This is a genomic window from Streptomyces sp. NPDC037273 (assembly GCF_055603625.1).
The window spans coordinates 699142-725039 of the sequence record NZ_JBVJVO010000002.1 but is presented as its reverse complement, the minus strand read 5'-3'; the positions used below and the strand labels follow the sequence as shown (position 1 = coordinate 725039).

Below are 25898 nucleotides of genomic sequence, written 5' to 3'. Positions count from 1 at the left end.
TAGGTTCCCCGCATGGCCAAGGTGAACATCGCGCTCGACGCCGAACTCGTCGTGGAAGTCATGGTCCTGGCCGGCATCGGCAGCCCCCAGGACGCCGTGGAGGCCGTCGTGCGCGACTACATCGCCCGCGGCCACCGCACCGAGGCGCGGGCCGTCAGCAGGGACGAGCCGCACCGCACGGGCGAGATCGTCCCCCAGGAACCCCCGCAGGGCTGAGCGCGGAGGCGGGCGGTCCGTCGGGGAGCCGCCCGCGTCCTTCACTCCGGCGGTGTCGCCAACCGCAGTGTCCGCTCGGCCAGTTCGCCGATCCGGACGCCGTCGAAGCCGAACACGGCGCTGCGCACCCGGTCCCGCAGCGGCTCCGACCACTGCGGCGGGATCGCCGCCGCCCCGCACATCACCCCCGCCACCGAACCGGCCGTGGCCCCGTTGGAGTCCGTGTCGAGGCCGCCGCGGACGGTGAGGGCGATGGTGCGGGTGAAGTCCCCTTCCCCGTACAGGAGCCCGGCAGTCAGGACGGCCGCGTTCGGGACGGTGTGGATCCAGCCGAGGCCCGCCGTGCGCTCGGCGAGCTCGTCGAGCGTGGCGGACCAGCCGAGCCCCGACTCGTACAGGGCGATCGTCCCGCGGACCGTACGCGCCAGCCGGCTGCCCGCCGGGATCTGGTCGAGGCCCGCGTCGAGGGCCGCCCGCACGTCCGGCGCGGTGAAGGCCGCCGCGATCACGGCGGCCGCCCACATCGCCCCGTACACCCCGTTCCCGCTGTGCGAGAGGACCGCGTCCCTGCGGGCCAGCGAGGCGGCCCGGCGCGGGTCGCCCGGGGAGGTCCAGGCGTAGACGTCGGCCCTGATCAGGGCGCCGATCCACTCCTGGTGGGGGTTGTCGTACGTGGCGGTCAGCGGCGGCCGCAGGCCGTTCGCGAGGTTGCGGTAGGCGGCGCGCTCGGCCGTGAACGTCTGGAGGTACGGCAGCCGCAGCAGCCACTCCTCGCCGAGCTGCTCGGTGGTGAAGCCGAAGCCGCGCGTCTCCAGGACGTGCAGCCCGAGGACCGACCAGTCGACGTCGTCGTCCCGGCAGCTGCCGTCGACCCCGCCCCGCACGCACATCGGCCACTCGGGCCGCAGCTCGAACCCGGTCGCCCCCGGCGGCGGGGGCGGCAGGTAGTCCGTCAGCGGCAGGGCGTCCGTCAGCCGCAGATACGCGTCGATGTGCTCCCGCGTCCAGTGGTCGCCCCGCTCCACCGGCTTGCCCAGCATGTTCCCGGCGATCCGGCCCGTCCAGCCGCCCAGGATCCGGTCCGCGAGATCCCCGTGCGCGCGCGGCACCTCAGACCCCGCCCTCGGGCGGCTCCGCGTCGCTGCGGGCCTTCGCGGCCCGGCGCAGCCGGTGGTGACGGTCGGCGCCCTGCTCGGTCATCGCCTCCCCGACCAGGGTCCGCACCGCGTCCCGCAGCCCGTGCAGGGCGTGGTGCCGGGCCGGGCCCGCCCCCGGGTCCTCGCGCAGCTCCTTCAGGAGCGCGAAGCACAGCACCAGCATCACCACGACGAACGGCAGCGCCACCAGGATCGTCGCCGTCTGGAGCGAGTTCAGACCGCCCACCACCAGCAGCACCGCCGCCACGGCGGCCATCAGGACGCCCCAGGTCACCACGAGCCAGGTCGGCGGATGGAGCGAGCCGCGGCTCGTCAGCGACCCCATCACCAGCGAGGCGGAGTCCGCGCTCGTGATGAAGTACGTCATCACCAGGAGCATCGCCACCACCGAGGTGACCGTGCCGATCGGCAGCGCCTCCAGCATCGCGAACAGCGAGGCCTCGGCCCCGTCCTTCACCGCCGTCGCCAGATCGGCCTCGCCCGTCGACTCCAGGCGGATCGCCGTGCCGCCCATCACGCAGAACCACACCACCGTGGCCCCCGACGGCACGAGCAGCACGCCCATCAGGAACTCCCGGATGGTCCGGCCGCGCGAGATCCGGGCGATGAACGTGCCCACGAACGGCGCCCAGGACAGCCACCAGGCCCAGTAGAAGATCGTCCACGCCCCCAGCCAGTCACGGTCGGTGAAGGCGCCCGTACGGCTCGCCATCGGCAGCAGCTGGTGCAGGTAGCCGCCGACCGAGGCCGGAATGGTGTCCAGGATGTAGACCGTCGGACCGAGCAGGAACACGAACAGCATCAGACAGCCCGCGAGGACGACGTTCAGCGTGGACAGCCACTTCACGCCCTTGTGCAGCCCCGAGAACGCCGACAGGACGAAGGCCGCCGACAGCGCCACGATGATGATCAGCTGGGTCGCCGTGGAGTCGTCCACGTCCATCGTCAGGTTCAGCCCCTCGGCCACCTGCAGCGCCCCGAGACCCAGGCTCGTCGCCGTGCCGAACACCGTCGCGAACACCGCGAGCAGATCGATCGCCTTGCCCGGCCAGCCCTTCGCCCTGCGCTCGCCCATCAGCGGCACGAACGCCGAGCTCAGCTGGTTCCCGCGGCCCTTGCGGAAGCCCGCGTACGCCAGCGCGAGGCCCGCGATGCCGTAGATCGCCCACGGCGTCAGCGTCCAGTGGAAGAACGAGTACTCCATGGCCGTACGGGCCGCTGCCCCCGTCCCCGCCGGGACACCGCTCGCCGGCGGCGGGCTCAGGAAATGCGTCAGCGGCTCCCCGACCCCGTAGAACATCAGACCGATGCCCATGCCGGCGCTGAACATCATCGCGATCCACGCCAGGTTCGTGAACTCGGGCTCCGAATCGTCCGCGCCCAGCCTGATCCGCCCGAACCGGCTCAGCGCGATCACCACGCACAGCACCAGGAAGGTGTCCGCCGCGACCACGAAGAGCCAGGCGAAATTCGACAAGACCCAGTTCAGCGCCGTCGACGACGCGCTGTCGAAGGAGTCCTCGCCCAGCGCCGCCCAGGCGACGACCGCCACCACGGCCGCGACCCCGATCCCGATGACCTTGGCATCGGGCGCGTGCCGCTCCTGCGGGGCCCGTTCGATCGGTTCCGTACTCATGTGACCCCACTATGGTGCGGAATATCGCTTTATCAGGGGGTGGCACGCCGTCCGGCGGTACGGATAGGGTCAGGCTCGGCGCGACTGCACGTTCGAAAGCAAGGGATGCAAGGTGACGGACGGAGCAGCAACTCAGGTCGCTCACGTGCTCGTGGCGGCCGACAAGTTCAAGGGTTCGCTCACGGCCGTGCAGGTCGCGGAGCGGGTCACGACGGGACTGCGACGAGCCGTCCCCGGACTCACGGTGGAGACCCTCCCCGTCGCCGACGGCGGCGACGGCACGGTCGCGGCAGCCGTCGCGGCCGGATTCGAGCGCCGCGAGGTGCGCGTCACGGGACCGCTCGGAGAGCAGGTCACCGCCGCCTTCGCGCTGCGCGGCACCACCGCGGTCGTCGAGATGGCGGAGGCCTCCGGCCTCCAGCTCCTCCCGCGCGGCGTCTTCGCCCCGCTCACCGCGACCACCTACGGCTCCGGCGAACTCCTCTCCGCCGCGCTCGACGCAGGCGCCACCACCATCGTCTTCGGCGTCGGCGGCAGCGCCACCACCGACGGCGGCTCCGGCATGCTCGCCGCGCTCGGCGCCCGCTTCCTCGACGCGGCAGGCGAGCCCGTCGGCCCCGGCGGCGCGCCGCTCGCCGACCTCGCCACCGCCGACCTCAGCGGCCTCGACCCCCGCTTCGCGGACATCGACCTCATCCTCGCGAGCGACGTCGACAACCCGCTCACCGGCCCCAAGGGCGCCCCCGCCGTCTACGGCCCCCAGAAGGGCGCCACCCCCGACGACGTCCGCACCCTCGACGCGGCCCTCGCCCACTTCGCCACCGTCCTCGAGAAGGCCATCGGCCCCAAGGCGGCCGAGGCCGCCGTCGCGCCCGGCGCCGGCGGCGCCGGTGGCATCGGCTACGGCGCGCTCATCCTCGGCGCGAGCTTCCGCCCCGGCATCGAGCTCATGCTCGACGTCCTCGGCTTCGCGCCGGCCCTGGAGCGGGCCACCCTCGTCATCACCGGCGAAGGCTCCCTCGACGAGCAGACCCTCCACGGCAAGGCCCCCGCCGGCGTCGCCGCCGCCGCCCGCGCCGCCGGCAAGGACGTCGTCGCCGTCTGCGGCCGCCTCGCCCTCACCCCCGAGGCCCTCGCCGCCGCCGGCATCCTCCGCGCCTACCCCCTCGCCGCCCTGGAACCCGACCCGGCCGTCTCCATGGCGAACGCGGGCCCGCTCCTGGAGCAGGCGGCGGAGAACCTCGCCCGGGACTTCCTCGCCTAGCAGCACCGACGACACCCCGGCCGATCAGGCCGGGGTCTTCCCCGGCCGGTACGGCGATCCCGTGCTCACGGCACGGACAGCTCCCGCTCCGGCTTCCCGGTGCGGGGGTCGAGGCGGATGGTCGTCTCGCCGGTCGCGGTCGTGAGGACCAGGGCGTCGGGCCCGGACCAGGCCGCCCGCGTCAGCACGCCGCCGGCGTCGCCGTCGAGGGAGGCGACCGGCCAGTGGCGCGCGGCGAGGCCCGACCCGTCCACGACCGACACCCGCCAGAGCGGGTCGGTCATGGCCGAGCCCTCCTCGACCACGAGGTACCGGTCCGCGCCCTCGGGCGCGGCCGTCCGGGCCGTCTCCTGCCAGCCGGCGCCCATCGGGAGGACGACCAAGCGGAACCACACGGCACCGACGAGGGCCACCCCGCACACCGCGAACGCCCGCCTGCGGACCGCCGCCCGCTCCGTCAGCAGCGGCACCGCCGCGCCGAGCAGCACGACCGCCACGACGAAACTCGGCCAGCGGTACTCGAAGGCGGCGGTGAGGACCAGCAGCCGCGTCGACTCGGCGAGCCAGGGCCCCACCAGGCACGCGACGCCCGCCGCGGCCCCTCCGGCCGACAGGGCCCGGCCGAGGCCCCGGTGCCGGAGGCGGTTCGCACGTATGTCCATGGTGATCGTCACGGGCCCATCCTGGCAGGTCGGTTCGGCCGCCCGGGGCGGCCCGGCGACTCCCTCAGCCGGCACCTCCCGGCGCCGTCAGCCGGAACGCGTCCAGGGCCAGGGTCATCTCCGTGAGGTCCCGGGGCCTGGACAGTGACCGTGCCGTCAGCTGCTCCAGCCGCCGCAAGCGGTTGAAGACCGTGTTGCGGTGGCAGTACAGCCGGCCGGCCGCGCGGCCGGCGGAGCCCTCGCAGTCGAGCCACGTGTCGAGCGTCTCCAGGAGGACCGCGCGGTCCGAGGGGTCGAGCTCCAGGAGGCCGCCCAGGACGTCGGAGACGAGGAGGCCCGCGAGCTCCGGCTGGGAGACCACCATCGCGCCCGCCATGCGCCGGTCGAGGCGGACGACCTCGCGGCTGCCCGGCGGGCAGGTGCGGAGGGCCAGCTCGGCGAGACGGCGGGCGCGGCCGAGTTCGGTGAGGCCGGTGACGACCGGGCTGATGCCGCCGGGCCCGGGGCAGCGGCCGGTGAGGAGTTCGGAGAGCGCGTCGAGGCCGGTGTCGCCGGCCAGCGCGACGACGCCGAGCTCGCAGTCGGCGCCCATGCGCCAGAGGAAGCGGACGCCGTCGCCCCGCACCTGCCGGTGGAAGGGTTCGCGTTCCTCGCGCCGGTCGTAGCGGAGGACGACGACCGCGTACCGGCCCTGCTCGGGCAGGTCGAGGCCGGCCGCGGCGCGGGAGACCAGCTCGGGGGAGTGCCGGCCCTGGAGGAGGGCGTCGAGCAGCGCCTGGAGCTGCTCGTCCGTACGGCGCCGGAGTTCCAGCTCGGCCGCCCGGTACGCCTCCGACGCAGTGTCGGCCTGCGCGTCCACCGCCGACCACACCGTCGTGGCGGACTGCATCAGCGCCGTCAGCTGCCCGCCGTCGGTGCCGGCGCTCTCGATGAGCGCCTCCCACACCAGGTGCCCGGCGTGCCGGTAGGCGTGGACCACGAGCTCCAGCGGCATGCCCTGGGCGGCCCGCCGCCGGCCCATCTCGTCGGCGTGCTCCAGATCGCGGCGGGGCGAGTCGCGGGGCGCCGAGATCATCTCGATCCCGATCCGCATGGCCGCCTCGGCCTCCTGCCAGTGCTGGTCGTACGGGATGATCCGCCCGTAGGCGGGCTCGTACGCGTGAAGTTCCCGTAGATGCTCGTCCACCAGTTCCGGCACCCGCTCCAGAAGCGTCGAGCACGCCAGGGCGAGCACCTTCCAGTCGTCACCGGTCCGCCGTCTGCGCCGTCCCATGCCCGGAGGATCCACCGCCGCGGCCCTCCGGGCACAGCCCTGACGCGCAGCGTTGTGCGCATGCACAGCCCGTCGCCGCGCCCGCTGGTCACCGGCAGCGTTTCGGCCGCGGAGCGTGGACGCGCGGTCCGGCGCGGTGCTGGGGTGAGCGCCGGCGAACGGCCGGGCGACGAGCACGGCCGGGGAAAGGGGAACCATGGGAGGTACCGCACCCGCTCTCCAGGTGACGGACCTGACGGCGGGATACGGGCCCGTGCACGCGCTGCGGCGGGTCTCGCTGACGGTGCCGGCCGGTGCCGTCGTCACGGTCCTGGGAGCCAACGGGGCCGGCAAGTCCACGCTCCTGCGGGCGGTTTCGCGCACCCTCCGCTTCCACGGCGGCGCCGTGGTCTCGGGCACGGTGAGCCGCGACGGCCGGCCGCTCGACGGACTGCCGCCCGACCGGGTCGTCGCGGCCGGCGTCTCGCAGGTCCCCGAGGGCCGCCAGGTCTTCGCCCGCATGACGGTCGAGGACAACCTGCGCGCCGGCGCGCTCGGCGGGCGCGGCGGCCGGGGAGCGAAGGCGGCGGCGCTGCGCCGCGTGCACGAGCTCTTCCCCGTCCTCGCCGACCGCGCCCACCAGCGGGCCGGCCTGCTGTCCGGCGGCGAGCAGCAGATGCTCGCCGTCGGCCGCGCCCTGATGGCCGAGCCGGGGCTGCTCCTGCTCGACGAGCCGTCCCTCGGCCTCGCCCCGCTGATGGCGGCCCGGATCGCCGACGCCGTCCGGGAGATCAACGCGCAGGGCACGGCGGTGCTCCTCGTCGAGCAGAACGCGGCGCTCGCGCTGCGCCTCGCCTCCCTCGCGTACGTCCTCGAGGTCGGCGAGGTCACGCTCTCCGGTCCGGCCGCCGAACTCGCCGCCTCCGACGAGGTCCGCCGCCGCTACCTCGGTGTCGTCGACGAGACGGCCGCCGCCGACGCCGCCGAGGCACGCGCCGCCCACCCGGTCCTGTCCCGCTGGGAGGAGACCCGATGACACCGACCGCCACGCCGCCTCCCGCGCTCGAAGTCCGGGACGTCACCGTCCGGTTCGCCGGTCTCACCGCGCTCGACGGGGTCGGCTTCACCGTCCGGCCCGGCACCGTCCACGCCCTGATCGGCCCCAACGGGGCGGGGAAGTCCACCTGTTTCAACGTGCTGTCCGGGGTCTACCGGGCCACCGGGGGCTCCGTGCGCTTCGGCGCCCACGAGCTGACCGCCCTGCCCCCGCACCGGATCGCGGAGCTCGGGGTGGGCCGGATCTTCCAGAACCTGGCGCTGCCGCCGCGCGCCACGGTCGAGGACAGTCTGATGCTCGGCCGGCACCGGCTGACCCGCACCGGCTTCCTCGCCGCCGGGCTGCGGCTGCCGTCGGCGGCCCGCGAGGAGGCGCGGCACCGGGCGAGGGTCCGGGAGATCGCCGCGTTCGTCGGCCTTGAGGGACAACTCCGCAAGCCCGCCGGGTCGTTGCCGTACGGGCAGCAGAAGCTGGCCGAGCTGGCCCGCGCGCTGTGCATGGAACCGAAGCTGCTGCTGCTCGACGAGCCGGTCGCGGGGATGACCGCGGACGAGCGGCGCCGTACCGCCTCGGTCATCGCGGGCGTCCGCGACAGCCTCGGCATCTCGGTGCTGATCGTCGAGCACGACATGGGCCTGGTGATGCGGCTCGCCGACTCCGTCACCGTCCTCGACTTCGGCCGCCGGATCGCCGACGGGGCCCCCGCCGACGTCCAGAACGACCCGGCGGTCGTCCGCGCCTACCTCGGAGAGGAGACCGCCGCGTGAGCACCTTCGCCGAATTCCTGATCAACGGCGTCTCGCTGGGCTCGATCTACGCCCTCATCGCCCTCGGCTTCGTCGTCATCTTCAGGGCCACCGAGGTCGTCAACTTCGCCCACGCCTCGCTCCTGCTCGCCGGTGGCTACGTCACGGCCGTGCTCCACGACACGATCGGCTTCTGGCCCGCCCTGGCCGCCGGGGTCGCCGGCGCGGCGCTGGTGGGCGCGGCCGTCGAGTTCCTCGTGATGCGCCGCCACCGGGGCGGCGACCACAGCGTCCTCGCGATCGTGACGATCGGCGTCGACATCCTCCTGGCCACCGAGCTGACCCGGCGGATCGGCACCGACATCCTCGCGCTCGGCGATCCTTGGGGCGACGCCGTCGTCACCGTCGGGCCGGTGACGATCGCCGAGACCCGGATCGCGGCGCTCCTCGCCGCGGCGCTGCTCATCACCGCCTTCCTGCTGGCCTTCCGGTACACCTCCTGGGGCGTCGCGATGCGGGCGGCCGCCGAGAACCAGGAGACCGCCGCCCTCATGGGCATCCGGCTCGGCCGGGTCTCGCTCGGCGCCTGGGCGGTCGCCGGCGGTCTCGCGGCCGTCGCCGCGCTGTTCCTCACGGTCTTCCCGACGCCGGGTCTGGAGCGGGCCACCTCGCTCGCCGCCCTGAAGGCCTTCCCGGCCGCCATCCTCGGCGGCCTCGACTCCACCACGGGCGCCCTCGTCGGCGGACTGCTCGTCGGGATCACCGAGTCGCTCGCCACCGGCTACCAGGGCGATCTGGCCTTCCTCGGCCGGGGGATCGGCGACGTCGCCCCGTACCTCGTGATGGTCGCGGTGCTGCTGATCCGCCCGGCCGGACTCTTCGGTACGAAGGAGCTCGCCCGTGTCTGAGACCCTCACCCGCCCCGCGCTCCGGGTCCGCACCCGGGTGGCCGGCTGGTGCCTGGCGGGGCTGCTGCTCGCCGCGCTCCCGTTCTATCTGGACCGCTTCTGGCTCCAGGCCGGGCTGTTCGCGATGGCCGCGGCCCTCGGGGCGGTCGGCATCAACCTGCTGACCGGCGCCACCGGCCAGCTCTCGATGGGGCACGCCTTCTTCCTCGCCGTCGGCGCCTACGGCTACTGCGCCTTCGCCGGCGACGGGACCGATGGCCTGGCCGGCCTCGGCCTGCCCGGCTGGCTCGCCGCCGTGCTCGCGGTCGCCCTCGCGGGCCTGGCCGGCGGGGTGTTCAGCCCCATCGCGGGACGGCTCCGGGGCGCGTACCTGGGCATCGCCACCCTCGCGCTGATCTTCATCGGCCAGCACGTGCTGTTCAACGCGCACGGCCTCACCGGCGGCTACAACGGCCGGGCCGTCCCCCCGCTCTCCCTCTTCGGCCTCACCTTCGACGACAGTGAACTCCTCGTCGCCCAGGTGCCGTTCGGAGCCGTCGAGAAGCTCTGGTACCTGGGGCTCGTGCTGCTCGTCGGCGGAGTCCTGTTCGCCCGCGGGGTCCTCGGGGGCCGCCCGGGGCGGGCCATGAACGCCATCAGGGACCACCGGATCGCCGCCGGCGTCATGGGCATCCCGGTGGCCCGCTACCGCGCCGCCGTCTTCGTCCTGTCCTCGATGTACGCGGGCCTCGCGGGCGTCCTGCTCGCCCTGGTCTTCCAGCGCACGGTGCCCGAGTACTTCGGCATGGCGCTCTCCCTCGAATACCTGGCCATGATCGTCATCGGCGGTCTCGGCTCGGTCGCGGGCGCGGTGGCCGGAGGCGTCTTCGTCTCCCTCCTGCCCCAGCTCCTCACCCGCTACAGCGACGCGCTGCCCCTGGTCTCCGCCCCCGGGACGGGCGGGATCGCACCGGGGGAGGCCGCCCGCTACCTCTACGGCGCCGCCGTCGTCGCGGTGGTGCTCTTCCTGCCCGGGGGCCTGGTCCGCCTCGCCGCCCGGACACGTACGACCTCCACGTCAGACCGACCCTCAGGAGAGGCACGATGAACCACCGACGACAGGCCGTGCGGGGCCTGGCCGCAGCGCTCGCCGCACTGGTCGCGCTCACCGCCGCGGGCTGCAGTTCCAAGGCGAAGACCGGGGACGGCAAGCAGACCGGCGCGGGCGGGGTGAAGACCGGCGAGGGCGTCACGGACAAGACGATCTCCCTCGGCGCCCTCACCGACATGACCGGGGTGTACGCGACCCTCGGCAAGAGCGTCACCCAGTCCCAGCAGCTGTACGTGAAGCAGGTCAACGCCGCCGGCGGGATCTGCGGCCGGCAGCTGGAGCTGACGGTCCGCGACCACGGCTACGACCCCCAGAAGGCGCTCGCCGCCTACACGGAGCTGGAGCCGAAGGTCGTCGGCTACACCCAGTTCATCGGCTCCCCGTTCGTCGCCGCCGTCAAGTCACGCGTCGACGGCCAGGACAAGGGCCTCGTCCTGCCGCAGGCCTGGTCCGCCTCGCTGCTCGGCTCCCCGTACATCCGCGTCCTGGGTGCCACGTACGACGTCGAGACCATCAACGCCGTGGACTTCCTCGTCACCGAGAAGGGCCTGAAGGCGGGCGACAAGCTCGGGCACGTCTACTTCGAGGGCGACTACGGCGAGAACGCCCTCAAGGGCTCGAAGTACGCGGCCGGCAAGGCGGGCCTGACCGTCGTCGAGCAGAAGATCAAGCCCACCGACAACGACATGTCGGCGCAGGTCGCCGCCCTCAAGCAGGCCGGCGTCAAGGGCGTCGTCATCAGCGCGGGCCCCCGCCAGGCCGCCTCCCTCGTCGGCGTCGCCGCCGCCACCGGCCTCAAGGTCCCGGTCGTCGGCAACAACTCGGCCTTCGCCCCGCAGCTCCTCGGCACCCAGGCCGGGCCCGCCCTGGAGAAGATGTACTGGTTCGCCTCCCCGAGCCTGCCCATCGGCGCCGACACCCCCACCGCGAAGAAGCTGGTCGCCGACTACCAGGCGGCCTACCCGGGCGACGGCCTCGACAACGGCATCGTCGCCGGCTGGACCGCGGCGAGCGTCTTCGGCGAGGCCCTGAAGAAGGCCTGCGCGAACAAGGACCTCACCCGCGAGGGCGTCGACAAGGCCCTGCTCACCCTGAACGCACACGACGCGGGCTTCGGCCTCACCCACGACCTCGGCGACCCGAAGGCGCCCTCGTCCCGCGAGTCCGTCATCATCCAGCCCGACAAGTCCGTCCCCGGCGGCATGCGCACCGTCCGGCAGCCCTTCGTCTCCGAGGCCGCCAAGTCCTACACACCCTGATCTTCACGTCCCCGAAACATCCCGGTGTGAGGCTCAGGCCTCATGAACGCACGCATCGAGGAGAACCGCTCCCACCCGGACCTCGCCGCCCTGCTCGGCGCCTATCACCTGGTCAACCAGGCGGAGAAGGGTACGGCGGTGGAGTCGGTGGCCGCGCTGCCGGCCGTATACCGCGTCGAGGCCGAGGACCCGGCCGGCGCCTTCGCCGCCGACACGGTCCTGCTCGCCACGCCGGCCGGTGCCCAGGCACCGGCCGGCTGTGTCGTGCTCAAGGCCCCGCGCGAGGGCCGCGCACCCGAGATCAAGCGGCTCTGGGTGGCGCCCGAGGCGCGCCGCAAGGGCCTCGCCAGGGCGCTCATGACCGAGGCCCTGCACCGGGCCGCCGCCTCCGGCGCCTCCGCCGTACGCCTCACGGTGTGGGCGTGGCGGGACGAGCCCGTCGCCCTGTACCGGAGCCTCGGCTTCGCCGCCGTGGAGCCCTGGGACGACCGGCCGGACCTGCTCTGCCTGGAGAAGCCGCTGGACGTCGTCGAGCGGCTGTCCCCGGAGGCCGTACGCGCCCACGCCGACGGCCTCGCCGCGCTCCTCGTGGACGCCGTGGACGGCGGCGCCTCCGTCGGCTTCCTGGCGCCCCTGGAGCCCGCCGCGGCGGCCGCCTGGTGGTCGGGCGTCGCCGAGGAGGCCGCGGCGGGCGTACGGGACGTCTGGGCGGCCCACGGCCCCGACGGGCGCCTCGCCGGCGTCGTCACCCTCGTCCGGGCCGCCACCGCCAACGGCCGGCACCGCGGCGAGATCGCCCGGCTGCTCGTCCACCGCTCCGCCCGCGGCCGGGGCCTCGGGCGCCGCCTGCTCGCCACGGCCGAGGCCCACGCCGCCGCCACCGGCCTCACCCTGCTCGTCCTGGACACCCAGACCGACAGCCCGGCCGAGCACCTCTACCGGGCGGCGGGCTGGACGGCCGCCGGCACGATCCCGGACTTCGCCGCCGATCCGGCGGGGACCCTCAGGGCCACGACCCTGTACTACAAGCGCCTCTGAGAGCGCATGCGAAAGGGCCCCGGGCGGCTTTCGCCACCCGGGGCCCTTTCACGTACGGCTCGTATCGCTACGGCAGCTGCGCCGCCCGCGCCTCCCGGCTCTCACGCCGGTTGTCGCGGAAGGTGTTCACCCGCCGCGCCGTGGCGAAGAGGGGGATCACCGCGCCGAGCACGACCTGGAGCGCGCACCCGGTCTGGAGCAGGAACGCCCCGCCGGGGGCGTCGAACGCCCAGGCCGCCAGCATGGCCATCGCACCGACGATCCAGCTGAGCATCGCGACCGCGAGGATGCCCCGCGGCTTCGGGTACTCGACCCGGCTCACCATCAGCCAGGCGACACCGATGATCGCGAGGAGCGTCGGGATGAACGGCAGCTCGAGGAGCACGATCGAGACGACCGTCAGCGCGCCGAAGGGGCTCGGCATGCCCTGGAACATGCCGTCCTTCATCGTCACGCACGAGAATCTCGCCAGCCGCAGCACCACCGCGAGCAGCACCACGATCGCGGCCACGGCCGAGACCTTCTGCTGCGCGTCGTCCGCGACCATGCCGTAGACGAGCACGAAGTACGCCGGGGCCAGACCGAAGCTGATCAGGTCCGACAGGTTGTCGAGCTCGGCGCCCATCGGCGAGCTGCGGAGCTTGCGCGCCACGATGCCGTCGAAGAGGTCGAAGATCGCCGCGCAGAGCATCAGTATCACCGCGGTGGCGGCGCTGTTGCGCGCCATGCCGGTCTCGGTGCTGCCGGTGAGGTGCGGGATCAGGATGCCGGTCGTCGTGAAGTAGACCGCCATGAAGCCACACGTGGCGTTACCGAGAGTGAGGGCGTCCGCTATGGACAGCCTCAACGACAGCGGCATCTCCTCGGCCTCTTCGGCCGCCTCCGCCTCGGCGTCGGCGACCCAGTCGGCGGCCCGTGTGTCGGGATCAATCACGGTCAATGCGAGTCACCCCCGCGGTCGTGGCCTGCCCGACCTCGACGGCGACCTCGACACCCTCCGGGAGGTAGATGTCGACCCGCGAGCCGAAGCGGATCAGACCGATCCGGTCACCCTGCTCGACCTTCGTCCCCTGCGGGATGTACGGCACGATGCGCCGTGCGACGGCACCCGCGATCTGCACCATCTCGATGTCACCGAGCTCGGTGTCGAAGTGCCAGACAACGCGCTCGTTGTTCTCGCTCTCCTTGTTGAACGCCGGGACGAACCCGCCGGGGACGTGCTCCACGGACGTCACGGTGCCGGCCAGCGGCGCGCGGTTGACGTGCACGTTCAGCGGGCTCATGAAGATGGCGACCCGGGTGCGTCCGTCCTTCCACGGCATGATGCTCTGCACCACACCGTCGGCGGGGGAGATGACCCGGCCCTGAGCGATCTCGCGCTCGGGGTCGCGGAAGAACCACAGCATGCCGGCCGCGAGAGCGGTGGTCGGCACGGCGATGGCCGCGGCGCGCTTCGACTTGCGCGCGCGCACGAGGCTGAGCGCCGCGGTGGCGACGGTCGGGAGGAGCCACGGCGATGCTCCGCGCGCGAGGCGTACGCCGGAGAGGCTGTCGCGGTGTGCAGAGGTTTGGCTGTGGGGCATGGATGACCTTCGTAGCGGATGATGCCGCGCTGGCAACGGGGGGACGGCGGCTTTCCGGCGATGCTATCGGTTGCGGGGCGCAACTGGGCAAGCCAGGAACCGAGTCGACGGCCGGAAGACGAACACAGGGTGTGATCTTCTTCGCGGCCGAACCGACTCAAAACCGACAATCAGCCCTGGAATCGGTACTCCTCCAGGAGCCGACGACCAATGATCATTTTCTGGATCTCGGCGGTACCTTCACCGATGAGCAGCATCGGCGCCTCGCGGTAGAGGCGCTCGATCTCGTACTCCTTCGAGAACCCGTAGCCACCGTGAATGCGGAAGGCATCCTCGACGACCTCCTTGCAGTATTCGGAGGCGAGGTACTTCGCCATCCCTGCTTCGAGGTCGTTTCGTTCCCCGGAGTCCTTTTTGCGTGCTGCATTCACCATCATGGCATGAGCGGCCTCGACCTTGGTAGCCATCTCGGCCAGCTTGAACTGAATCGCCTGGTGCTGGGCGATCGGCTTGCCGAAAGTGTGACGTTGCTGGGCATAAGAGACACCCAGTTCGAAAGCACGCTGCGCGACGCCGCAACCACGGGCCGCCACGTTCACGCGGCCGACTTCCACGCCGTCCATCATTTGGTAAAACCCTCGGCCGGTGACCCCGCCCAGGACCCGATTGGCCGGAATGCGCAGTCCGTCCATGATGAGTTCGGTCGTGTCGACGCCCTTGTAACCCATCTTGTCGATCTTCCCGGGAATCGTGAGGCCGGGACGGACCTCTCCGAAACCGGGCTCCTTCTCGACGAGGAAGGTCGTCATCGACTTGTGGGGCGCGGTGCCCTCCGGGTGTCCTTCGTCACTTCGGACGAGAACGGCGACCAGAGTTGACGTTCCGCCGTTCGTCAGCCACATCTTCTGGCCGTTGAGGACGTACTCGTCGCCGTCCTTGACCGCCTTGGACGTGATGGCCGACACGTCCGAGCCGAGGCCCGGCTCCGACATCGAGAACGCGCCACGGGTCTCGCCGGCCGCCATCCGCGGAAGGAAGTACTCCTTCTGCTCCTGGGTGCCGTGCTGCTTCAGCATGTACGCCACGATGAAGTGGGTGTTGATGATGCCGGAGACGGACATCCAGCCGCGGGCGATCTCCTCCACGCACAGCGCGTAGGTGAGCAGCGACTCGCCCAGGCCCCCGTACTCCTCGGGGATCATCAGACCGAAGACGCCGAGCTCCTTCAGCCCGTCGACGATCTGCTGGGGGTACTCGTCGCGGTGCTCGAGCTCCGTGGCGACCGGGATGATCTCCTTGTCGACGAAGTCCCTGACCGTGGCGAGGATCTCCTGCTGGACATCGGTCAGACCGTGGGTCTGGGCGAGTCGCGCCATGGTTACTTCCCCTGTTCCTTCAGCTCCGGGCGGCCGGCCTGCTCGCCGCCGCGCGCCTCGATGTACTCGGCGGTCGGGACCATCACCTTGCGGCGGAAGACGCACACCAGGGTGCCGTCCTGCTTGTAGCCCTTGGTCTCGACGTAGACGATGCCGCGGTCGCTCTTCGACTTCGACGGGGTCTTGTCGAGGACGGTGGTCTCGCCGTAGATGGTGTCGCCGTGGAAGGTCGGCGCCACGTGCCGCAGCGACTCGATCTCCAGGTTGGCGATGGCCTTGCCGGAGACGTCCGGGACGGACATGCCGAGCAGCAGCGAGTAGATGTAGTTGCCGACGACGACGTTCTTCTTGAAGTCCGTCGTGTTCTCGGCGTAATTCACATCCATGTGCAGCGGATGGTGGTTCATCGTCAGCAGACAGAAGAGATGGTCGTCGTACTCGGTGACCGTCTTTCCGGGCCAGTGCTTGTAGACGGCACCGACCTCGAACTCTTCATAGGTGCGGCCGAACTGCATGGTGCTACGCCTCCGGGATCTCGAACTTGCTGGTGCGCTGCATGCCGGCGGCGCGGCCCTTGCCGGAGATGACCAGGGCCATCTTGCGGGAGGCCTCGTCGATCATCTCGTCGCCGAGCATCGCGGAGCCCTTCTTCCCGCCGGCCTCGGACGTGTAGTAGTCGTACGCGTCGAGGATCAGCTCGGCGTGGTCGTAGTCCTCCTGCGAGGGCGAGAAGATCTCGTTCGCGGCGGCGACCTGGTCCGGGTGCAGCACCCACTTGCCGTCGAAACCCAGGGCGGCGGCGCGCTGCGCGACGGCCTTGTAGCCCTCCTGGTTGCGGATCTGCAGGTAGGGGCCGTCGATCGCCTGGAGGTTGTTGGCGCGGGCGGCCATCAGGATGCTCATCAGGATGTGGTGGTACGCGTCCGCCGGGTAGCCGGGCGGCTGCTCGCCGACGACCAGCGACTTCATGTTGATGGAGGCCATGAAGTCGGCCGGGCCGAAGATGATGGTCTCGACGCGCTGGGAGGCTTGCGCGATCGCGTTGACGTTGGTCAGGCCCTGGGCGTTCTCGATCTGCGCCTCGATGCCGATCTTGCCGACCTCGAAGCCCATCGTCTTCTCGATCTGGGTCAGCAGGAGGTCGAGCGCCACGATCTGCTGGGCGTCCTGGACCTTCGGCAGCATGATGCAGTCGAGGTTCTGGCCGGCGCCCTCGACGACGGTGACGACGTCACGGTACGTCCAGTGGGTCGTCCAGTCGTTGACGCGGACCACGCGGGTCTTGCCGGTCCAGTCGCCCTCGTTCAGGAACTTCACGATGGTGTGCCGGGCCTCGGGCTTGGCCAGCGGGGCGCACGCGTCCTCCAGGTCCAGGAAGACCTGGTCGGCCGCGAGGCCCTGGGCCTTCTCGAGGAAGCGCGGGTTGGAACCGGGCACCGCCAGGCAGGAGCGGCGTGGGCGCAGACGGTTCACGGGGCTGGTCATGCGGGGACCTCCGTACTTTCGAGGGGGCTGAGCTTGTGGGCGTTGCGGATCTCGTCGACGATACGGCCGATGATCTCCGTGATGCCGAAGTCCTTGGGGGTGAAGACGGCGGCGACACCCGCGCGCTTCAGTTCCGCCGCGTCGGCGTTCGGGATGATCCCGCCGACGATGACGGGGATGTCGGTGGCGCCGGCCTCGCGGAGCCGGTCCAGGACGTCGGGGACGAGCTGCGCGTGCGAGCCGGACAGGATCGACAGGCCGACCGCGTGCACGTCCTCCTCCAGGGCCGCGTCCACGATCTGCTCCGGGGTGAGCCGGATGCCCTGGTAGACCACCTCGAACCCGGCGTCGCGCGCCCGGACGGCGATCTGCTCGGCGCCGTTCGAGTGCCCGTCGAGGCCCGGCTTGCCGACCAGGAAGCGCAGCTTGCCGCCGCCGAGGTCCTCGGCGGTACGGGCCACCTTGCGGCGCACCTCGGAGAGCGGGGAGCCCTCCTCGGCGGCCACGGCGACCGGGGCGGAGGAGACGCCGGTGGGGGCGCGGAACTCGCCGAACACCTCGCGCAGCGCGCCGGCCCACTCGCCGGTGGTGACACCGGCGCGGACGCACTCCAGGGTCGCCTCCATGAGGTTCTCCTCGGTCTGTGCGACCTCCTTGAGGCGGTCGAGCGCCTGCCGGGTGGTCGGGAAGACGAAGGGGTCGCCGCCGCCCTGGCGGTCGGTGGACTCCTGCCGCTCGGCGCGCCAGCGCCCGACGGCGGAGACCACCCGGGCCTCGACGGCCGGGTCGACCGTCATGATCGCGGTGTCCAGGTCGGAGGTGAGGGGGTTCTCCTCGGTCGCCTGGAAGATGTTGACGCCGACGATCTTGTCCTCGCCGCCCTCGATCCGGGCGCGCCGCTCGGCGTGCGAGGAGACCAGCTGCGACTTGAGGTAGCCGGACTCGACGGCCGCCATGGCGCCGCCCATCTCCTGGATCCGCTCGATCTCGGCCAGGCACTCCTCGACGAGCGAGTCGACCTTGGCCTCGATGACGTGGGAGCCGGCGAAGATGTCCTCGTACTCCAGGAGGTCCGACTCGTGGGCCAGGACCTGCTGGATGCGGAGCGACCACTGCTGGTCCCAGGGCCGGGGGAGGCCGAGGGCCTCGTTCCAGGCCGGGAGCTGCACGGCGCGGGCGCGGGCGTCCTTGGAGAGGGTGACGGCCAGCATCTCCAGGACGATCCGCTGGACGTTGTTCTCCGGCTGGGCCTCGGTGAGGCCGAGCGAGTTGACCTGCACGCCGTAGCGGAACCGGCGCTGCTTGGCGTCCTCGATGCCGTACCGCTCGCGGGTGATCTTGTCCCAGATGCGGCCGAAGGCGCGCATCTTGCACATCTCCTCGATGAAGCGGACGCCCGCGTTCACGAAGAAGGAGATGCGGGCGACGACATCGCCGAACCGGTCCTGGGGGATCTGGCCCGAGTCGCGGACCGAGTCGAGCACCGCGATCGCGGTGGACATCGCGTACGAGATCTCCTGGACCGGTGTGGCGCCCGCCTCCTGCAGGTGGTAGCTGCAGATGTTGATCGGGTTCCACTTCGGGATGTTGTTGACCGTGTAGCAGATCATGTCGGTCGTCAGGCGGAGCGAGGGGCCGGGCGGGAAGACGTGCGTCCCGCGCGACAGGTACTCCTTGACGATGTCGTTCTGCGTGGTGCCCTGGAGCTTGGTGATGTCCGCACCCTGCTCCTCGGCGGCCACCTGGTAGAGCGCCAGCAGCCACATCGCCGTGGCGTTGATGGTCATCGAGGTGTTCATCTGTTCCAGCGGGATGTCCTGGAACAGCCTGCGCATGTCACCGAGGTGCGAGACGGGGACGCCGACCCGGCCGACCTCGCCGCGGGCGAGGATGTGGTCGGGGTCGTATCCCGTCTGCGTCGGCAGGTCGAACGCGACCGAGAGGCCGGTCTGACCCTTGGCGAGGTTGCGCCGGTACAGCTCGTTGGACGCCTCGGCGGTGGAGTGACCGGCGTACGTCCGCATGAGCCACGGCCGGTCTTTCTGGCGCTCAGTCATCTATGGTCCCGGGCTCAGATGTTGCGGAAACGGTTGATGGCGTCGATGTGCTTCTCGCGCAGCTCGGGGTTGGTGACACCCAGGCCCTCGCGCGGGGCGAGCGCCAGCACGCCGACCTTGCCCTGGTGCAGGTTGCGGTGGACGTCGTACGCGGCCTGGCCGGTGTCCTCCAGGGAGTAGACCTTCGACAGCGTCGGGTGGATCTTGCCCTTGGCGATCAGGCGGTTGGCCTCCCACGCCTCGCGGTAGTTGGCGAAGTGCGAGCCGATGATCCGCTTCAGCGACATCCACAGGTAGCGGTTGTCGTACTGGTGCATGTAGCCCGAGGTCGAGGCGCAGGTGGTGATGGTGCCGCCCTTGCGGGTGACGTACACCGAGGCGCCGAAGGTCTCGCGGCCCGGGTGCTCGAAGACGATGTCGATGTCCTCGCCGCCGGTCAGCTCACGGATCTTGGAGCCGAACCGCTTCCACTCGCGCGGGTCCTGGGTGTTCTCGTCCTTCCAGAACTTGTAGCCCTCGGCGTTGCGGTCGATGACCGCGTCGGCGCCCATCGCGCGGCAGATGTCGGCCTTCTCGGGGGAGGAGACGACACAGATCGGGTTGGCGCCGCCGGCGAGGGCGAACTGGGTGGCGTACGAGCCGAGGCCGCCGCTCGCGCCCCAGATGAGGACGTTGTCGCCCTGCTTCATGCCGGCGCCGTTGCGGGAGACCAGCTGGCGGTACGCGGTGGAGTTGACGAGGCCGGGGGAGGCCGCCTCCTCCCAGCTGAGGTGGCCGGGCTTCGGCATCAGCTGGTTGGACTTCACGAGGGCGATCTCGGCGAGGCCGCCGAAGTTGGTCTCGAAGCCCCAGATGCGCTGCTCGGGGTCGAGCATCGTGTCGTTGTGGCCGTCGGAGGACTCCAGCTCGACCGAGAGGCAGTGCGCGACGACCTCGTCGCCGGGCTTCCAGGAGTTGACGCCCGGGCCGGTGCGGAGCACGACGCCCGCGAGGTCGGAGCCGATGACGTGGTACGGCAGGTCGTGGCGCTTGGTGAGCTCGGAGAGGCGGCCGTAGCGCTCCAGGAAGCCGAAGGTCGACACCGGCTCGAAGATCGAGGTCCAGACCGAGTTGTAGTTGACCGAGCTCGCCATGACGGCGACGAGGGCCTCGCCCGGGCCGAGCTCGGGCAGCGCCACGTCGTCGAGGTGGAGCGACTTGCGCGGGTCCTTGTCGCGGCTGGCGAGGCCGGCGAACATCTCGGCCTCGTCCTTGTGGACGGTGACGGCCCGGTACGACTCGGGGAGCTTGATGTTCGCGAAGTCGGCGGACGTGGAGTCCGGGGACTGGATCGCGTCCAGGATTTCCTTCACGGGTTGCCTCCGGCGGTGGGCGTCCTGAGGGAGGGACGCCTGAAGAGTTACGGCGGGAAGTGCTGCTGCTGTGGAGGTGTGCCGTCGGTTCGGCTGGGGTGGTGCGGTGGCCGCGCGGGTGGCGCGAGGGTGCCTGTGACGCAGGCGTCCGGGCGCACGAGCCGTAGCTGTGGGGACAGCCGGCGAACGAGGTTTCTCTGCTCGCCGGCCGCCCGGACAACATCAACGTATGGCACGCCGTGTCACCTGACAAGGCACTGCGTGCCAACAATTTCACTCAGATGCAATCTGCCCATCACGGATGAGCGATGATCGATCGAAACCGCCCGTGAACTGGGCGAACGCACGAGGGCCGCCCCCGGAAACCGGGGGCGGCCCTCCTCGTGGAACGGTGCTCAGGAGCCCTTCAGGGCCTCCTGGATCGTGCGCATGACCTCGTCCAGCGGTGCGTCCGTACGGGCCACCGCGACGACCACGTCGCCGGTGGTGGACACCCGGGCGGGGGGCGCCGGCTCGGTCTGCGGGGACGGGGCCGGACGGCCCGCGCCTATGCCCGTGCCGAAGGTCTCCCTGACGATGGCGAAGGCGTGGTCGAGCTGCGCCTCCACATCGCCCTGGCCGCCCGCCCGCAGCCAGCGGCGCAGCACGTGGTTGTGGGCCGTGACGACCGCAGAGGCGGCGACCTCGGCGAGCAGCGGGTCGTCGTTGCCGTCGTGGTGGTCGCGCTCGTCGAAGTGCCCGAGCAGATAGCGGGTGAACAGCCGCTCGTAGCGGGCCACCGAGGCGATCTCGCGCTCCCGCAGCGTCGGCACCTCACGGGTGAGCCGGTAGCGCTCCACCGAGACCGAGGGCGAGCCCGCGTACATCTTCATGACTTCCTTGATGCCACGGCACACCGTGTCCAGCGGGTGCTCGTGCGGCGGCGCCGCGTTCAGCACCGCCTCCGCACGCACCAGCGTGTCGTCGTGATCGGGGAAGATCGCCTCTTCCTTGGAGCGGAAGTGGCGGAAGAAGGTCCGCCGGGCGACCCCGGCCGTGGCCGCGATCTCGTCGACCGTGGTGGCCTCGTACCCCTTGGTCGCGAAGAGCTCCATGGCCGCCGTGGCGAGCTCCCGGCGCATCTTGAGCCGCTGAGCGGCGGCACGAGTGCCCGCCGCGCTCTCCGGAGCGTCGGACGTGGACGTGGCACGGGGTGTCTTCGCGGCCTTGGGCATGGTCCGAAAGTACTGCATCGGAGTGGGAGTGTGCCCAGGTGGGGGCGGGGCGCCCCCCGGGACACCGACGGTGCCCGAGGAGCTCAGCAGCCCGCCCCAGCCGGCCGTACGGGGCTCAGCGTCGGGCATATTCGCGGAAGCCGCGCCCCGTCTTGCGGCCCAGGCAGCCGGCCGCCACCAGGTGCTCCAGGAGCGGGGCGGGGGCGAGGCCCGGGTCGCGGAACTCGCGGTGCAGCACCCGCTCGATCGCCAGCGAGACGTCCAGACCGACCACGTCGAGCAGCTCGAACGGGCCCATCGGGTAGCCGCCGCCCAGCTTCATCGCCGCGTCGATGTCGTCCAGGGTCGCGTAGTGCTCCTGGACCATCTTGACCGCGTTGTTCAGGTACGGGAAGAGCAGCGCGTTCACGATGAAGCCGGCCCGGTCGCCGCAGTCCACCGGGTGCTTGCGGATCTTCGCGGTGACCTCGCGGACGGTGGCGTGGACGTCGTCGGCGGTCAGCACTGTACGGACGATCTCGACCAGCTTCATCGCCGGGGCCGGGTTGAAGAAGTGCATTCCGATGACGTCCTGCGGGCGCGTGGTGGCACGGGCACAGGCCACGACCGGCAGCGAGGAGGTCGTGGTGGCGAGCACCGCGCCCGGCTTGCAGATCTTGTCGAGCCGCGCGAACAGGTCCTGCTTGATCTCCAGGTCCTCGGCGACCGCCTCGACCGCCAGGTCGACCTCGGCGAAGGCGTCGAGCGTGCCCGCCGCCGTGATCAGCGCCAGCGTGGTGTCGCGCGCCTCGCCCGTCATCCGGCCCTTGTCGACCGAGCGGGCCAGGGACTTGGCGATCCGGGCCTTGGCCGTGTCCGCCTTCTCCTGCGAGCGGGCGGCCAGGACGACCTGGTACCCGGCCTTGGCGAAGACCTCGGCGATGCCGGAGGCCATCGTGCCCGAGCCGGCGACGCCGACCGAGCGGACCTCGCGGCCCGAACCCGCCTCGGCGGAGGTCAGCGGGGTCAGCGCGTCGCGGACCACCTCGCCGGAGCCCGGCGCCTCGTACGTGTAGAAGCCGCGGCCCGCCTTGCGGCCGGTCAGGCCGGCCTCGCTGAGCTGCTTGAGGATCGGGGCGGGGGCGTGCAGCCGGTCGTGCGAGTCGGCGTACATGGCCTCCAGGACCGTACGGGCCGTGTCGACGCCGATCAGGTCGAGCAGCGCCAGCGGCCCCATAGGCAGGCCGCAGCCCAGCTTCATCGCCGCGTCGATGTCCTCGCGGGAGGCGTACTTGGCCTCGTACATGGCGGCGGCCTGGTTCAGGTAGCCGAAGAGCAGGCCGTCGGCGATGAAGCCGGCCCGGTCGCCGACCGCCACCGGCTCCTTGCCGAGGTCCTCGGCCAGCCGCGTGACGGCGTCGACGGCCCGCGGGTCGGTCAGCACCGAGGAGACCACCTCGACCAGCTTCATCGCCTGGACCGGGGTGAAGAAGTGCAGGCCGAGGACCCGCTCGGGGTGCGCCGAGTCGGCGGCGAGCCGGGTCACGGAGAGCGCGTTGGTGCCGGTGGCCAGGATCGCGTCGGGGCGGACGATCGCGTCGAGGGCCCGGAAGACCTCCTGCTTGGCCTCGTACGACTCGGGCACGACCTCGATCACGAGGTCGGCCTCGGCGGCGGCCTGGAGGTCGGAGAAGGTACGGAACCGGGCCAGGACGTCCTGCCGCTCCTCCTCGGTGATCCGCTCACGGGACACCGCGCGGGCGGTGGAGGCCTCCAGGGCGGCGACGGCCCGGGCGGCGGCGGTGTCGCTGATGTCGATGCCGATGACCTCGCGGCCGGCCCGGGCGAGGACGTCGGCGATACCCGCGCCCATGGTGCCGAGACCGACGACGGCGATGGTGGAGAGAGGGGTGTCCATCAGGGGACTCCAGGGAGGAAGAGTGACGACTGAGGGCAGTGCGCGCACGAAAGGGCGCGGGAAAAGGCAAGCGAGATGCCCGGTGAAAAAGGCGACGGACTCTGTCCCGGAGTCACATCGAAACTGCCGAACCGACGAACGACACAACGGCTGCGTCACCAGGCCGTTGTGGAAAGTGCGGGTGGTGCCCGCTCACCTGAGACTAACCGGCCGGTAACGAGCGCGCCAGTCCCGGGAAGTTGAGGAAGATGTGATCTGGATCGCGGATAGGCTCGGATTCATGGAATACGCCGACGACCCGGAATTCTGCTCGATGATCGATCGATTGCGCGACGAGATCGAGAATGACACCGGAGAGGTCCCGGCGGCATTCGACGCACTCGCGGAACTCGCCGGAACCGGCGACCCCGAAGCCCTGCACACGGCCCTCACCGCCCCCGGACAACCCCTCTGGGCCAGGGAGATCGCCGCCTACGCGCTCGGCGTCGCCGGCGACCCCCGCGCCTTCGAGGCCCTCGTCCTCCTCCTCAACCACCGCGACCCCGAGCGCTGCGTCACCGCCGCCCACGCCCTGACCCGGCTCGGCGACCCGCGCACCGCACGCGCCGCCGCCGCCCTCGCCACCAACGAACTCCGCGTCGGCTACGCCCTCCTGCCGGTCCGTCTGCTCGCCGCGCTCCGCGCCCCCGAGTCCGTACCCGCCCTGATCACCGTGCTGGAGCGGCGACTTCCGGCCGACGACCCGCACTGGCGGGTCGGCCTCGCCTGCGTCGAGGGACTCGGCACCCTCGGCGACCCGCGGGCCCGCCCCGCCCTCGAGGCCGCGCTGCCGCACCCCCGCCTCGGCCGCGCGGCCGGGGAATCACTCGCCCGGCTCGACTCCGTCGGCTGACCGCGCCGGGAGCAGTGTCACGAGCGCGGTGACCACGGCCGGGAGGGCCGTGAGCGCGAAGCAGAGGGACAGCGGCAGCCGGCCGACGAGGAGTCCCGCGCCGGCGGTCGCCGCCGTGCCGCCCGCGTTGAAGGCGGTGTTGACCCAGGCACCGGCCTGGGTCCGGCCGCCGGGCCCCGCGGACTCGTCGGCGAGGAGATAGGCGCTCGTCAGCGCGGGCGCCAGGAACAGACCGCCCAGCGCGACCCAGCCGACCAGGACGTACGGATGCGGCGAAAGCCCCGCCGCGGCCAGGACCGCGCCGAGACCGAGCGTGAGCAGCGAGACGCGTACGGCGGTGGACATCCGCACGTCCACGGCGCCGAGCACCAGACCGCCCACCGCGCTGCCCGCCGACAGGGCCGCCATCGCCCACGGCACCGCGCCGGGCCGCCGGTGCTCGTCGCCGAAGGCGATCACCAGCAGGTCGAAGGCGCCCAGGCAGACACCCATCGAGGCGGCGACGGCGACGGCCCGCACGACACCGGTACGCACCGGGGTACGGGGACCGGCCCCGCCCTCCCGCGCCTCGGGCACCGCCACCCGCCCGCTTCCGGCCGCGCCCCGCACCACCGGGGACGTGACGAGACCGAGCGTCCCGGCGAGCACCAGGCCCGCGCTCACCGCGAGCCCGGCCGCCGCGGACGCGAAGCCCGTGAGCAGCCCCACCAGCAACGGCCCCGAGACGAAGAGGATCTCCTCCGCCACCGTGTCCAGGCTGTACGCGCGCCGCAGCAGATCCCGGTCCGTGAGCACCGCGCTCAACAGGCTCCGCGTCACCGGGCCGAGCGGCGGGGTCACCGCGCCCGCCGCCCCGGCGAGCGCCGCAAGGACGAGCACCGAGGGCGCGGCCCCGGCCGCCGCCACCGCCAGCGCGCAGAGCAGCAGCGCGTACCCGAAGGCGAGCGGGGGCAGCGTCCGGCGCGGTCCGAGACGGTCGATCACGGCCGCCCGCGCGGGCGAGAGCAGGACCGTGGTCAGCCCCCACACGGCCATGACCGTGCCGGCCGCCGCGTACGAACCGGTGCCCGTCCTGACCGAGAGGAGCAGGGAGAGCGGGGCGATCCCGTAACAGAGCCGCCCGAGCAGCGCCGCCCCGAAGGTGCGGCGGACGTGCGGGGCAGAAGGGTCCGGTGGGCCGGCTGCTCGCCGGCGTGCGGACTCCTACGCACGGATGAGGAACATGCGCGTCAACGTATCAAACGAAGATCCGCCTCCGCCTCCTCCGATGCCTCGGCCGCCCGCTCGGGCACGAGCGCGAACGCCTCGATCTCGACGAGCAGTTCCGGCCGGACCAGAGCGGAGACCTGCACCGCCGAGCTCGCCGGCAGCGGCAGGCCCGCGAAGTGGGCGTCCCTGGCGTCCCGCACCGCCGGGAGGTGCGCCACGTCCGTGACGAAGTACGTCAGCTTCACGACGTCCCCGAAGCCCGCGCCGGCCGCCGTGAGGCAGCGCTCCAGGTTCGCGAAGACCTGGTGGGCCTGGGTTGCCGCGTCGCCCTCCCCGACGACCGCCCCGGAGGCGTCGAAGGCACATTGCCCGGATATCGCGACGAACCGGCCCGTCCCCCACACGACGTGGCTGTACTGGGGGCTGGGCGCGAGGCCGTCGGGTGCGGGCACGTGGGTGAGGTGGCTGGTCATGGGGCACATCCTCGCCCACGGCACTGACAATGCCCGCGCCCCCTCGCGGGACGCGGGCACTGTGGGCCGGTGGCG

Annotated in this window: 24 protein-coding genes; 9 read left to right on the top strand and 15 right to left on the bottom strand. The window is 71.9% G+C overall.

The genetic code is table 11. The features are described from left to right. The first annotated feature begins 12 nt into the window (after positions 1 to 12). A complete protein-coding gene (locus tag ACZ7G1_RS08545; protein WP_470873498.1) occupies positions 13 to 216 on the top strand; it encodes a type II toxin-antitoxin system VapB family antitoxin in 204 nt (67 codons plus the stop codon). 41 nt (positions 217 to 257) lie between these two features. Here the strand turns inward: ACZ7G1_RS08545 and ACZ7G1_RS08540 are convergent, their stop codons facing one another. Further along, positions 258 to 1256, bottom strand: coding sequence for an ADP-ribosylglycohydrolase family protein (locus ACZ7G1_RS08540; RefSeq protein WP_470873905.1), 999 nt, complete (start codon positions 1254 to 1256; stop codon positions 258 to 260). Positions 1257 to 1326: 70 nt separating this feature from the next. Then, positions 1327 to 3009, bottom strand: coding sequence for a BCCT family transporter (locus ACZ7G1_RS08535; protein ID WP_470873500.1), 1683 nt, complete (start codon positions 3007 to 3009; stop codon positions 1327 to 1329). Between the two features lie 112 nt (positions 3010 to 3121). Here ACZ7G1_RS08535 and ACZ7G1_RS08530 point away from each other — a divergent pair, with 112 nt between their 5' ends. Next, positions 3122 to 4273, top strand: coding sequence for a glycerate kinase (locus ACZ7G1_RS08530; RefSeq protein ID WP_470873502.1), 1152 nt, complete (start codon positions 3122 to 3124; stop codon positions 4271 to 4273). Between the two features lie 65 nt (positions 4274 to 4338). Here ACZ7G1_RS08530 and ACZ7G1_RS08525 read toward each other — a convergent pair whose 3' ends face one another. After that, on the bottom strand, positions 4339 to 4947 hold the full coding sequence (locus ACZ7G1_RS08525) for a hypothetical protein (protein ID WP_470873504.1): 609 nt from the start codon (positions 4945 to 4947) through the stop codon (positions 4339 to 4341). A 52-nt stretch (positions 4948 to 4999) separates the two neighbouring features. Further along, positions 5000 to 6208, bottom strand: a complete 1209-nt coding sequence (locus ACZ7G1_RS08520) for a PucR family transcriptional regulator (protein WP_470873505.1) — start codon at positions 6206 to 6208, stop codon at positions 5000 to 5002. Positions 6209 to 6404: 196 nt separating this feature from the next. On the opposite strand from ACZ7G1_RS08520, the gene ACZ7G1_RS08515 reads away from it, so the two are divergent. From ACZ7G1_RS08515 to ACZ7G1_RS08490, 6 genes are read left to right on the top strand one after another with little or no spacing between them, the layout of a single operon-like run. Next, on the top strand, positions 6405 to 7223 hold the full coding sequence (locus ACZ7G1_RS08515; protein WP_470873507.1) for an ABC transporter ATP-binding protein: 819 nt from the start codon (positions 6405 to 6407) through the stop codon (positions 7221 to 7223). Further along, a complete protein-coding gene (locus tag ACZ7G1_RS08510; protein WP_470873509.1) occupies positions 7220 to 8011 on the top strand; it encodes an ABC transporter ATP-binding protein in 792 nt (263 codons plus the stop codon). Before ACZ7G1_RS08515 ends, ACZ7G1_RS08510 begins: the two co-directional genes overlap by 4 nt. Beyond that, a complete protein-coding gene (locus ACZ7G1_RS08505; protein WP_470873510.1) occupies positions 8008 to 8898 on the top strand; it encodes a branched-chain amino acid ABC transporter permease in 891 nt (296 codons plus the stop codon). The genes ACZ7G1_RS08510 and ACZ7G1_RS08505 overlap by 4 nt, the downstream gene beginning before the upstream one ends. Then, entirely contained in the window at positions 8891 to 9985 is a 1095-nt protein-coding gene (locus tag ACZ7G1_RS08500) for a branched-chain amino acid ABC transporter permease (RefSeq protein WP_470873511.1), read from the top strand. Before ACZ7G1_RS08505 ends, ACZ7G1_RS08500 begins: the two co-directional genes overlap by 8 nt. Then, entirely contained in the window at positions 9982 to 11247 is a 1266-nt protein-coding gene (locus tag ACZ7G1_RS08495) for an ABC transporter substrate-binding protein (RefSeq protein ID WP_470873512.1), read from the top strand. Before ACZ7G1_RS08500 ends, ACZ7G1_RS08495 begins: the two co-directional genes overlap by 4 nt. 42 nt (positions 11248 to 11289) lie before the next feature. Further along, positions 11290 to 12285, top strand: a complete 996-nt coding sequence (locus ACZ7G1_RS08490) for a GNAT family N-acetyltransferase (RefSeq protein ID WP_470873513.1) — start codon at positions 11290 to 11292, stop codon at positions 12283 to 12285. A 67-nt stretch (positions 12286 to 12352) separates the two neighbouring features. Here the strand turns inward: ACZ7G1_RS08490 and pssA are convergent, their stop codons facing one another. The 9 genes from pssA to ACZ7G1_RS08445 all read right to left on the bottom strand — a co-directional run bounded on the left by pssA (position 12353) and on the right by ACZ7G1_RS08445 (position 23249). Continuing rightward, complete coding sequence (gene pssA, locus ACZ7G1_RS08485) at positions 12353 to 13219, bottom strand: CDP-diacylglycerol--serine O-phosphatidyltransferase (RefSeq protein ID WP_470873907.1); 867 nt, start codon at positions 13217 to 13219, stop codon at positions 12353 to 12355. Continuing rightward, on the bottom strand, positions 13212 to 13868 hold the full coding sequence (locus ACZ7G1_RS08480; protein WP_453913825.1) for a phosphatidylserine decarboxylase: 657 nt from the start codon (positions 13866 to 13868) through the stop codon (positions 13212 to 13214). Before ACZ7G1_RS08480 ends, pssA begins: the two co-directional genes overlap by 8 nt. Positions 13869 to 14038: 170 nt before the next feature. After that, entirely contained in the window at positions 14039 to 15244 is a 1206-nt protein-coding gene (locus tag ACZ7G1_RS08475; protein ID WP_470873514.1) for an acyl-CoA dehydrogenase family protein, read from the bottom strand. Between the two features lie 2 nt (positions 15245 to 15246). Continuing rightward, positions 15247 to 15759, bottom strand: a complete 513-nt coding sequence (locus ACZ7G1_RS08470; RefSeq protein ID WP_318101974.1) for a MaoC family dehydratase — start codon at positions 15757 to 15759, stop codon at positions 15247 to 15249. 4 nt (positions 15760 to 15763) lie between these two features. Next, the gene (locus tag ACZ7G1_RS08465) at positions 15764 to 16729 is read right to left on the bottom strand and encodes an HpcH/HpaI aldolase/citrate lyase family protein (RefSeq protein ID WP_015037486.1); all 966 of its coding nucleotides are present in this window, start codon (positions 16727 to 16729) and stop codon (positions 15764 to 15766) included. Next, the gene (locus tag ACZ7G1_RS08460) at positions 16726 to 18786 is read right to left on the bottom strand and encodes a protein meaA (protein ID WP_470873515.1); all 2061 of its coding nucleotides are present in this window, start codon (positions 18784 to 18786) and stop codon (positions 16726 to 16728) included. The genes ACZ7G1_RS08465 and ACZ7G1_RS08460 overlap by 4 nt, the downstream gene beginning before the upstream one ends. A 14-nt stretch (positions 18787 to 18800) precedes the next feature. Beyond that, entirely contained in the window at positions 18801 to 20138 is a 1338-nt protein-coding gene (gene ccrA, locus ACZ7G1_RS08455) for a crotonyl-CoA carboxylase/reductase (RefSeq protein ID WP_470873516.1), read from the bottom strand. A 395-nt stretch (positions 20139 to 20533) separates the two neighbouring features. Next, a complete protein-coding gene (locus tag ACZ7G1_RS08450; RefSeq protein ID WP_470873517.1) occupies positions 20534 to 21352 on the bottom strand; it encodes a TetR family transcriptional regulator in 819 nt (272 codons plus the stop codon). A 115-nt stretch (positions 21353 to 21467) separates the two neighbouring features. Beyond that, the gene (locus ACZ7G1_RS08445; protein WP_470873518.1) at positions 21468 to 23249 is read right to left on the bottom strand and encodes a 3-hydroxyacyl-CoA dehydrogenase family protein; all 1782 of its coding nucleotides are present in this window, start codon (positions 23247 to 23249) and stop codon (positions 21468 to 21470) included. Positions 23250 to 23529: 280 nt separating this feature from the next. Between ACZ7G1_RS08445 and ACZ7G1_RS08440 the strand changes: the two genes are divergently transcribed. Then, positions 23530 to 24141 (top strand): HEAT repeat domain-containing protein, encoded by a 612-nt coding sequence (locus tag ACZ7G1_RS08440; protein WP_470873519.1) that lies wholly within the window; start codon positions 23530 to 23532, stop codon positions 24139 to 24141. On the opposite strand, the gene ACZ7G1_RS08435 is transcribed toward ACZ7G1_RS08440, so the two are convergent. Together ACZ7G1_RS08435 and ACZ7G1_RS08430 are read right to left on the bottom strand one after the other, a co-directional pair. Continuing rightward, on the bottom strand, positions 24112 to 25269 hold the full coding sequence (locus tag ACZ7G1_RS08435; RefSeq protein ID WP_470873908.1) for an MFS transporter: 1158 nt from the start codon (positions 25267 to 25269) through the stop codon (positions 24112 to 24114). The genes ACZ7G1_RS08440 and ACZ7G1_RS08435 overlap by 30 nt on opposite strands. 101 nt (positions 25270 to 25370) lie before the next feature. Further along, positions 25371 to 25823: a RidA family protein gene (locus ACZ7G1_RS08430; protein ID WP_470873520.1), complete on the bottom strand. Its 453-nt coding sequence runs from the start codon at positions 25821 to 25823 to the stop codon at positions 25371 to 25373. Positions 25824 to 25898 lie beyond the last annotated feature (75 nt).

Excerpts from the sequence above, each read along its gene's own strand:
- ACZ7G1_RS08490 (WP_470873513.1), top strand. The coding sequence starts at position 11,290 with ATGAACGCACGCATCGAGGAGAACCGCTCCCACCCGGACCTCGCCGCC.
- ACZ7G1_RS08465 (WP_015037486.1), bottom strand. The coding sequence starts at position 16,729 with ATGACCAGCCCCGTGAACCGTCTGCGCCCACGCCGCTCCTGCCTGGCG.
- ACZ7G1_RS08540 (WP_470873905.1), bottom strand. The coding sequence starts at position 1,256 with ATGCTGGGCAAGCCGGTGGAGCGGGGCGACCACTGGACGCGGGAGCAC.
- ACZ7G1_RS08470 (WP_318101974.1), bottom strand. The coding sequence starts at position 15,759 with ATGCAGTTCGGCCGCACCTATGAAGAGTTCGAGGTCGGTGCCGTCTAC.
- ACZ7G1_RS08535 (WP_470873500.1), bottom strand. The coding sequence starts at position 3,009 with ATGAGTACGGAACCGATCGAACGGGCCCCGCAGGAGCGGCACGCGCCC.
- ACZ7G1_RS08450 (WP_470873517.1), bottom strand. The coding sequence starts at position 21,352 with ATGCCCAAGGCCGCGAAGACACCCCGTGCCACGTCCACGTCCGACGCT.
- ACZ7G1_RS08515 (WP_470873507.1), top strand. The coding sequence starts at position 6,405 with ATGGGAGGTACCGCACCCGCTCTCCAGGTGACGGACCTGACGGCGGGA.
- ACZ7G1_RS08510 (WP_470873509.1), top strand. The coding sequence starts at position 7,220 with ATGACACCGACCGCCACGCCGCCTCCCGCGCTCGAAGTCCGGGACGTC.
- ACZ7G1_RS08445 (WP_470873518.1), bottom strand. The coding sequence starts at position 23,249 with ATGGACACCCCTCTCTCCACCATCGCCGTCGTCGGTCTCGGCACCATG.
- ACZ7G1_RS08495 (WP_470873512.1), top strand. The coding sequence starts at position 9,982 with ATGAACCACCGACGACAGGCCGTGCGGGGCCTGGCCGCAGCGCTCGCC.
- ACZ7G1_RS08460 (WP_470873515.1), bottom strand. The coding sequence starts at position 18,786 with ATGACTGAGCGCCAGAAAGACCGGCCGTGGCTCATGCGGACGTACGCC.
- ACZ7G1_RS08475 (WP_470873514.1), bottom strand. The coding sequence starts at position 15,244 with ATGGCGCGACTCGCCCAGACCCACGGTCTGACCGATGTCCAGCAGGAG.
- ACZ7G1_RS08520 (WP_470873505.1), bottom strand. The coding sequence starts at position 6,208 with ATGGGACGGCGCAGACGGCGGACCGGTGACGACTGGAAGGTGCTCGCC.
- ACZ7G1_RS08480 (WP_453913825.1), bottom strand. The coding sequence starts at position 13,868 with ATGCCCCACAGCCAAACCTCTGCACACCGCGACAGCCTCTCCGGCGTA.
- ACZ7G1_RS08440 (WP_470873519.1), top strand. The coding sequence starts at position 23,530 with ATGGAATACGCCGACGACCCGGAATTCTGCTCGATGATCGATCGATTG.
- ACZ7G1_RS08430 (WP_470873520.1), bottom strand. The coding sequence starts at position 25,823 with ATGACCAGCCACCTCACCCACGTGCCCGCACCCGACGGCCTCGCGCCC.
- ACZ7G1_RS08545 (WP_470873498.1), top strand. The coding sequence starts at position 13 with ATGGCCAAGGTGAACATCGCGCTCGACGCCGAACTCGTCGTGGAAGTC.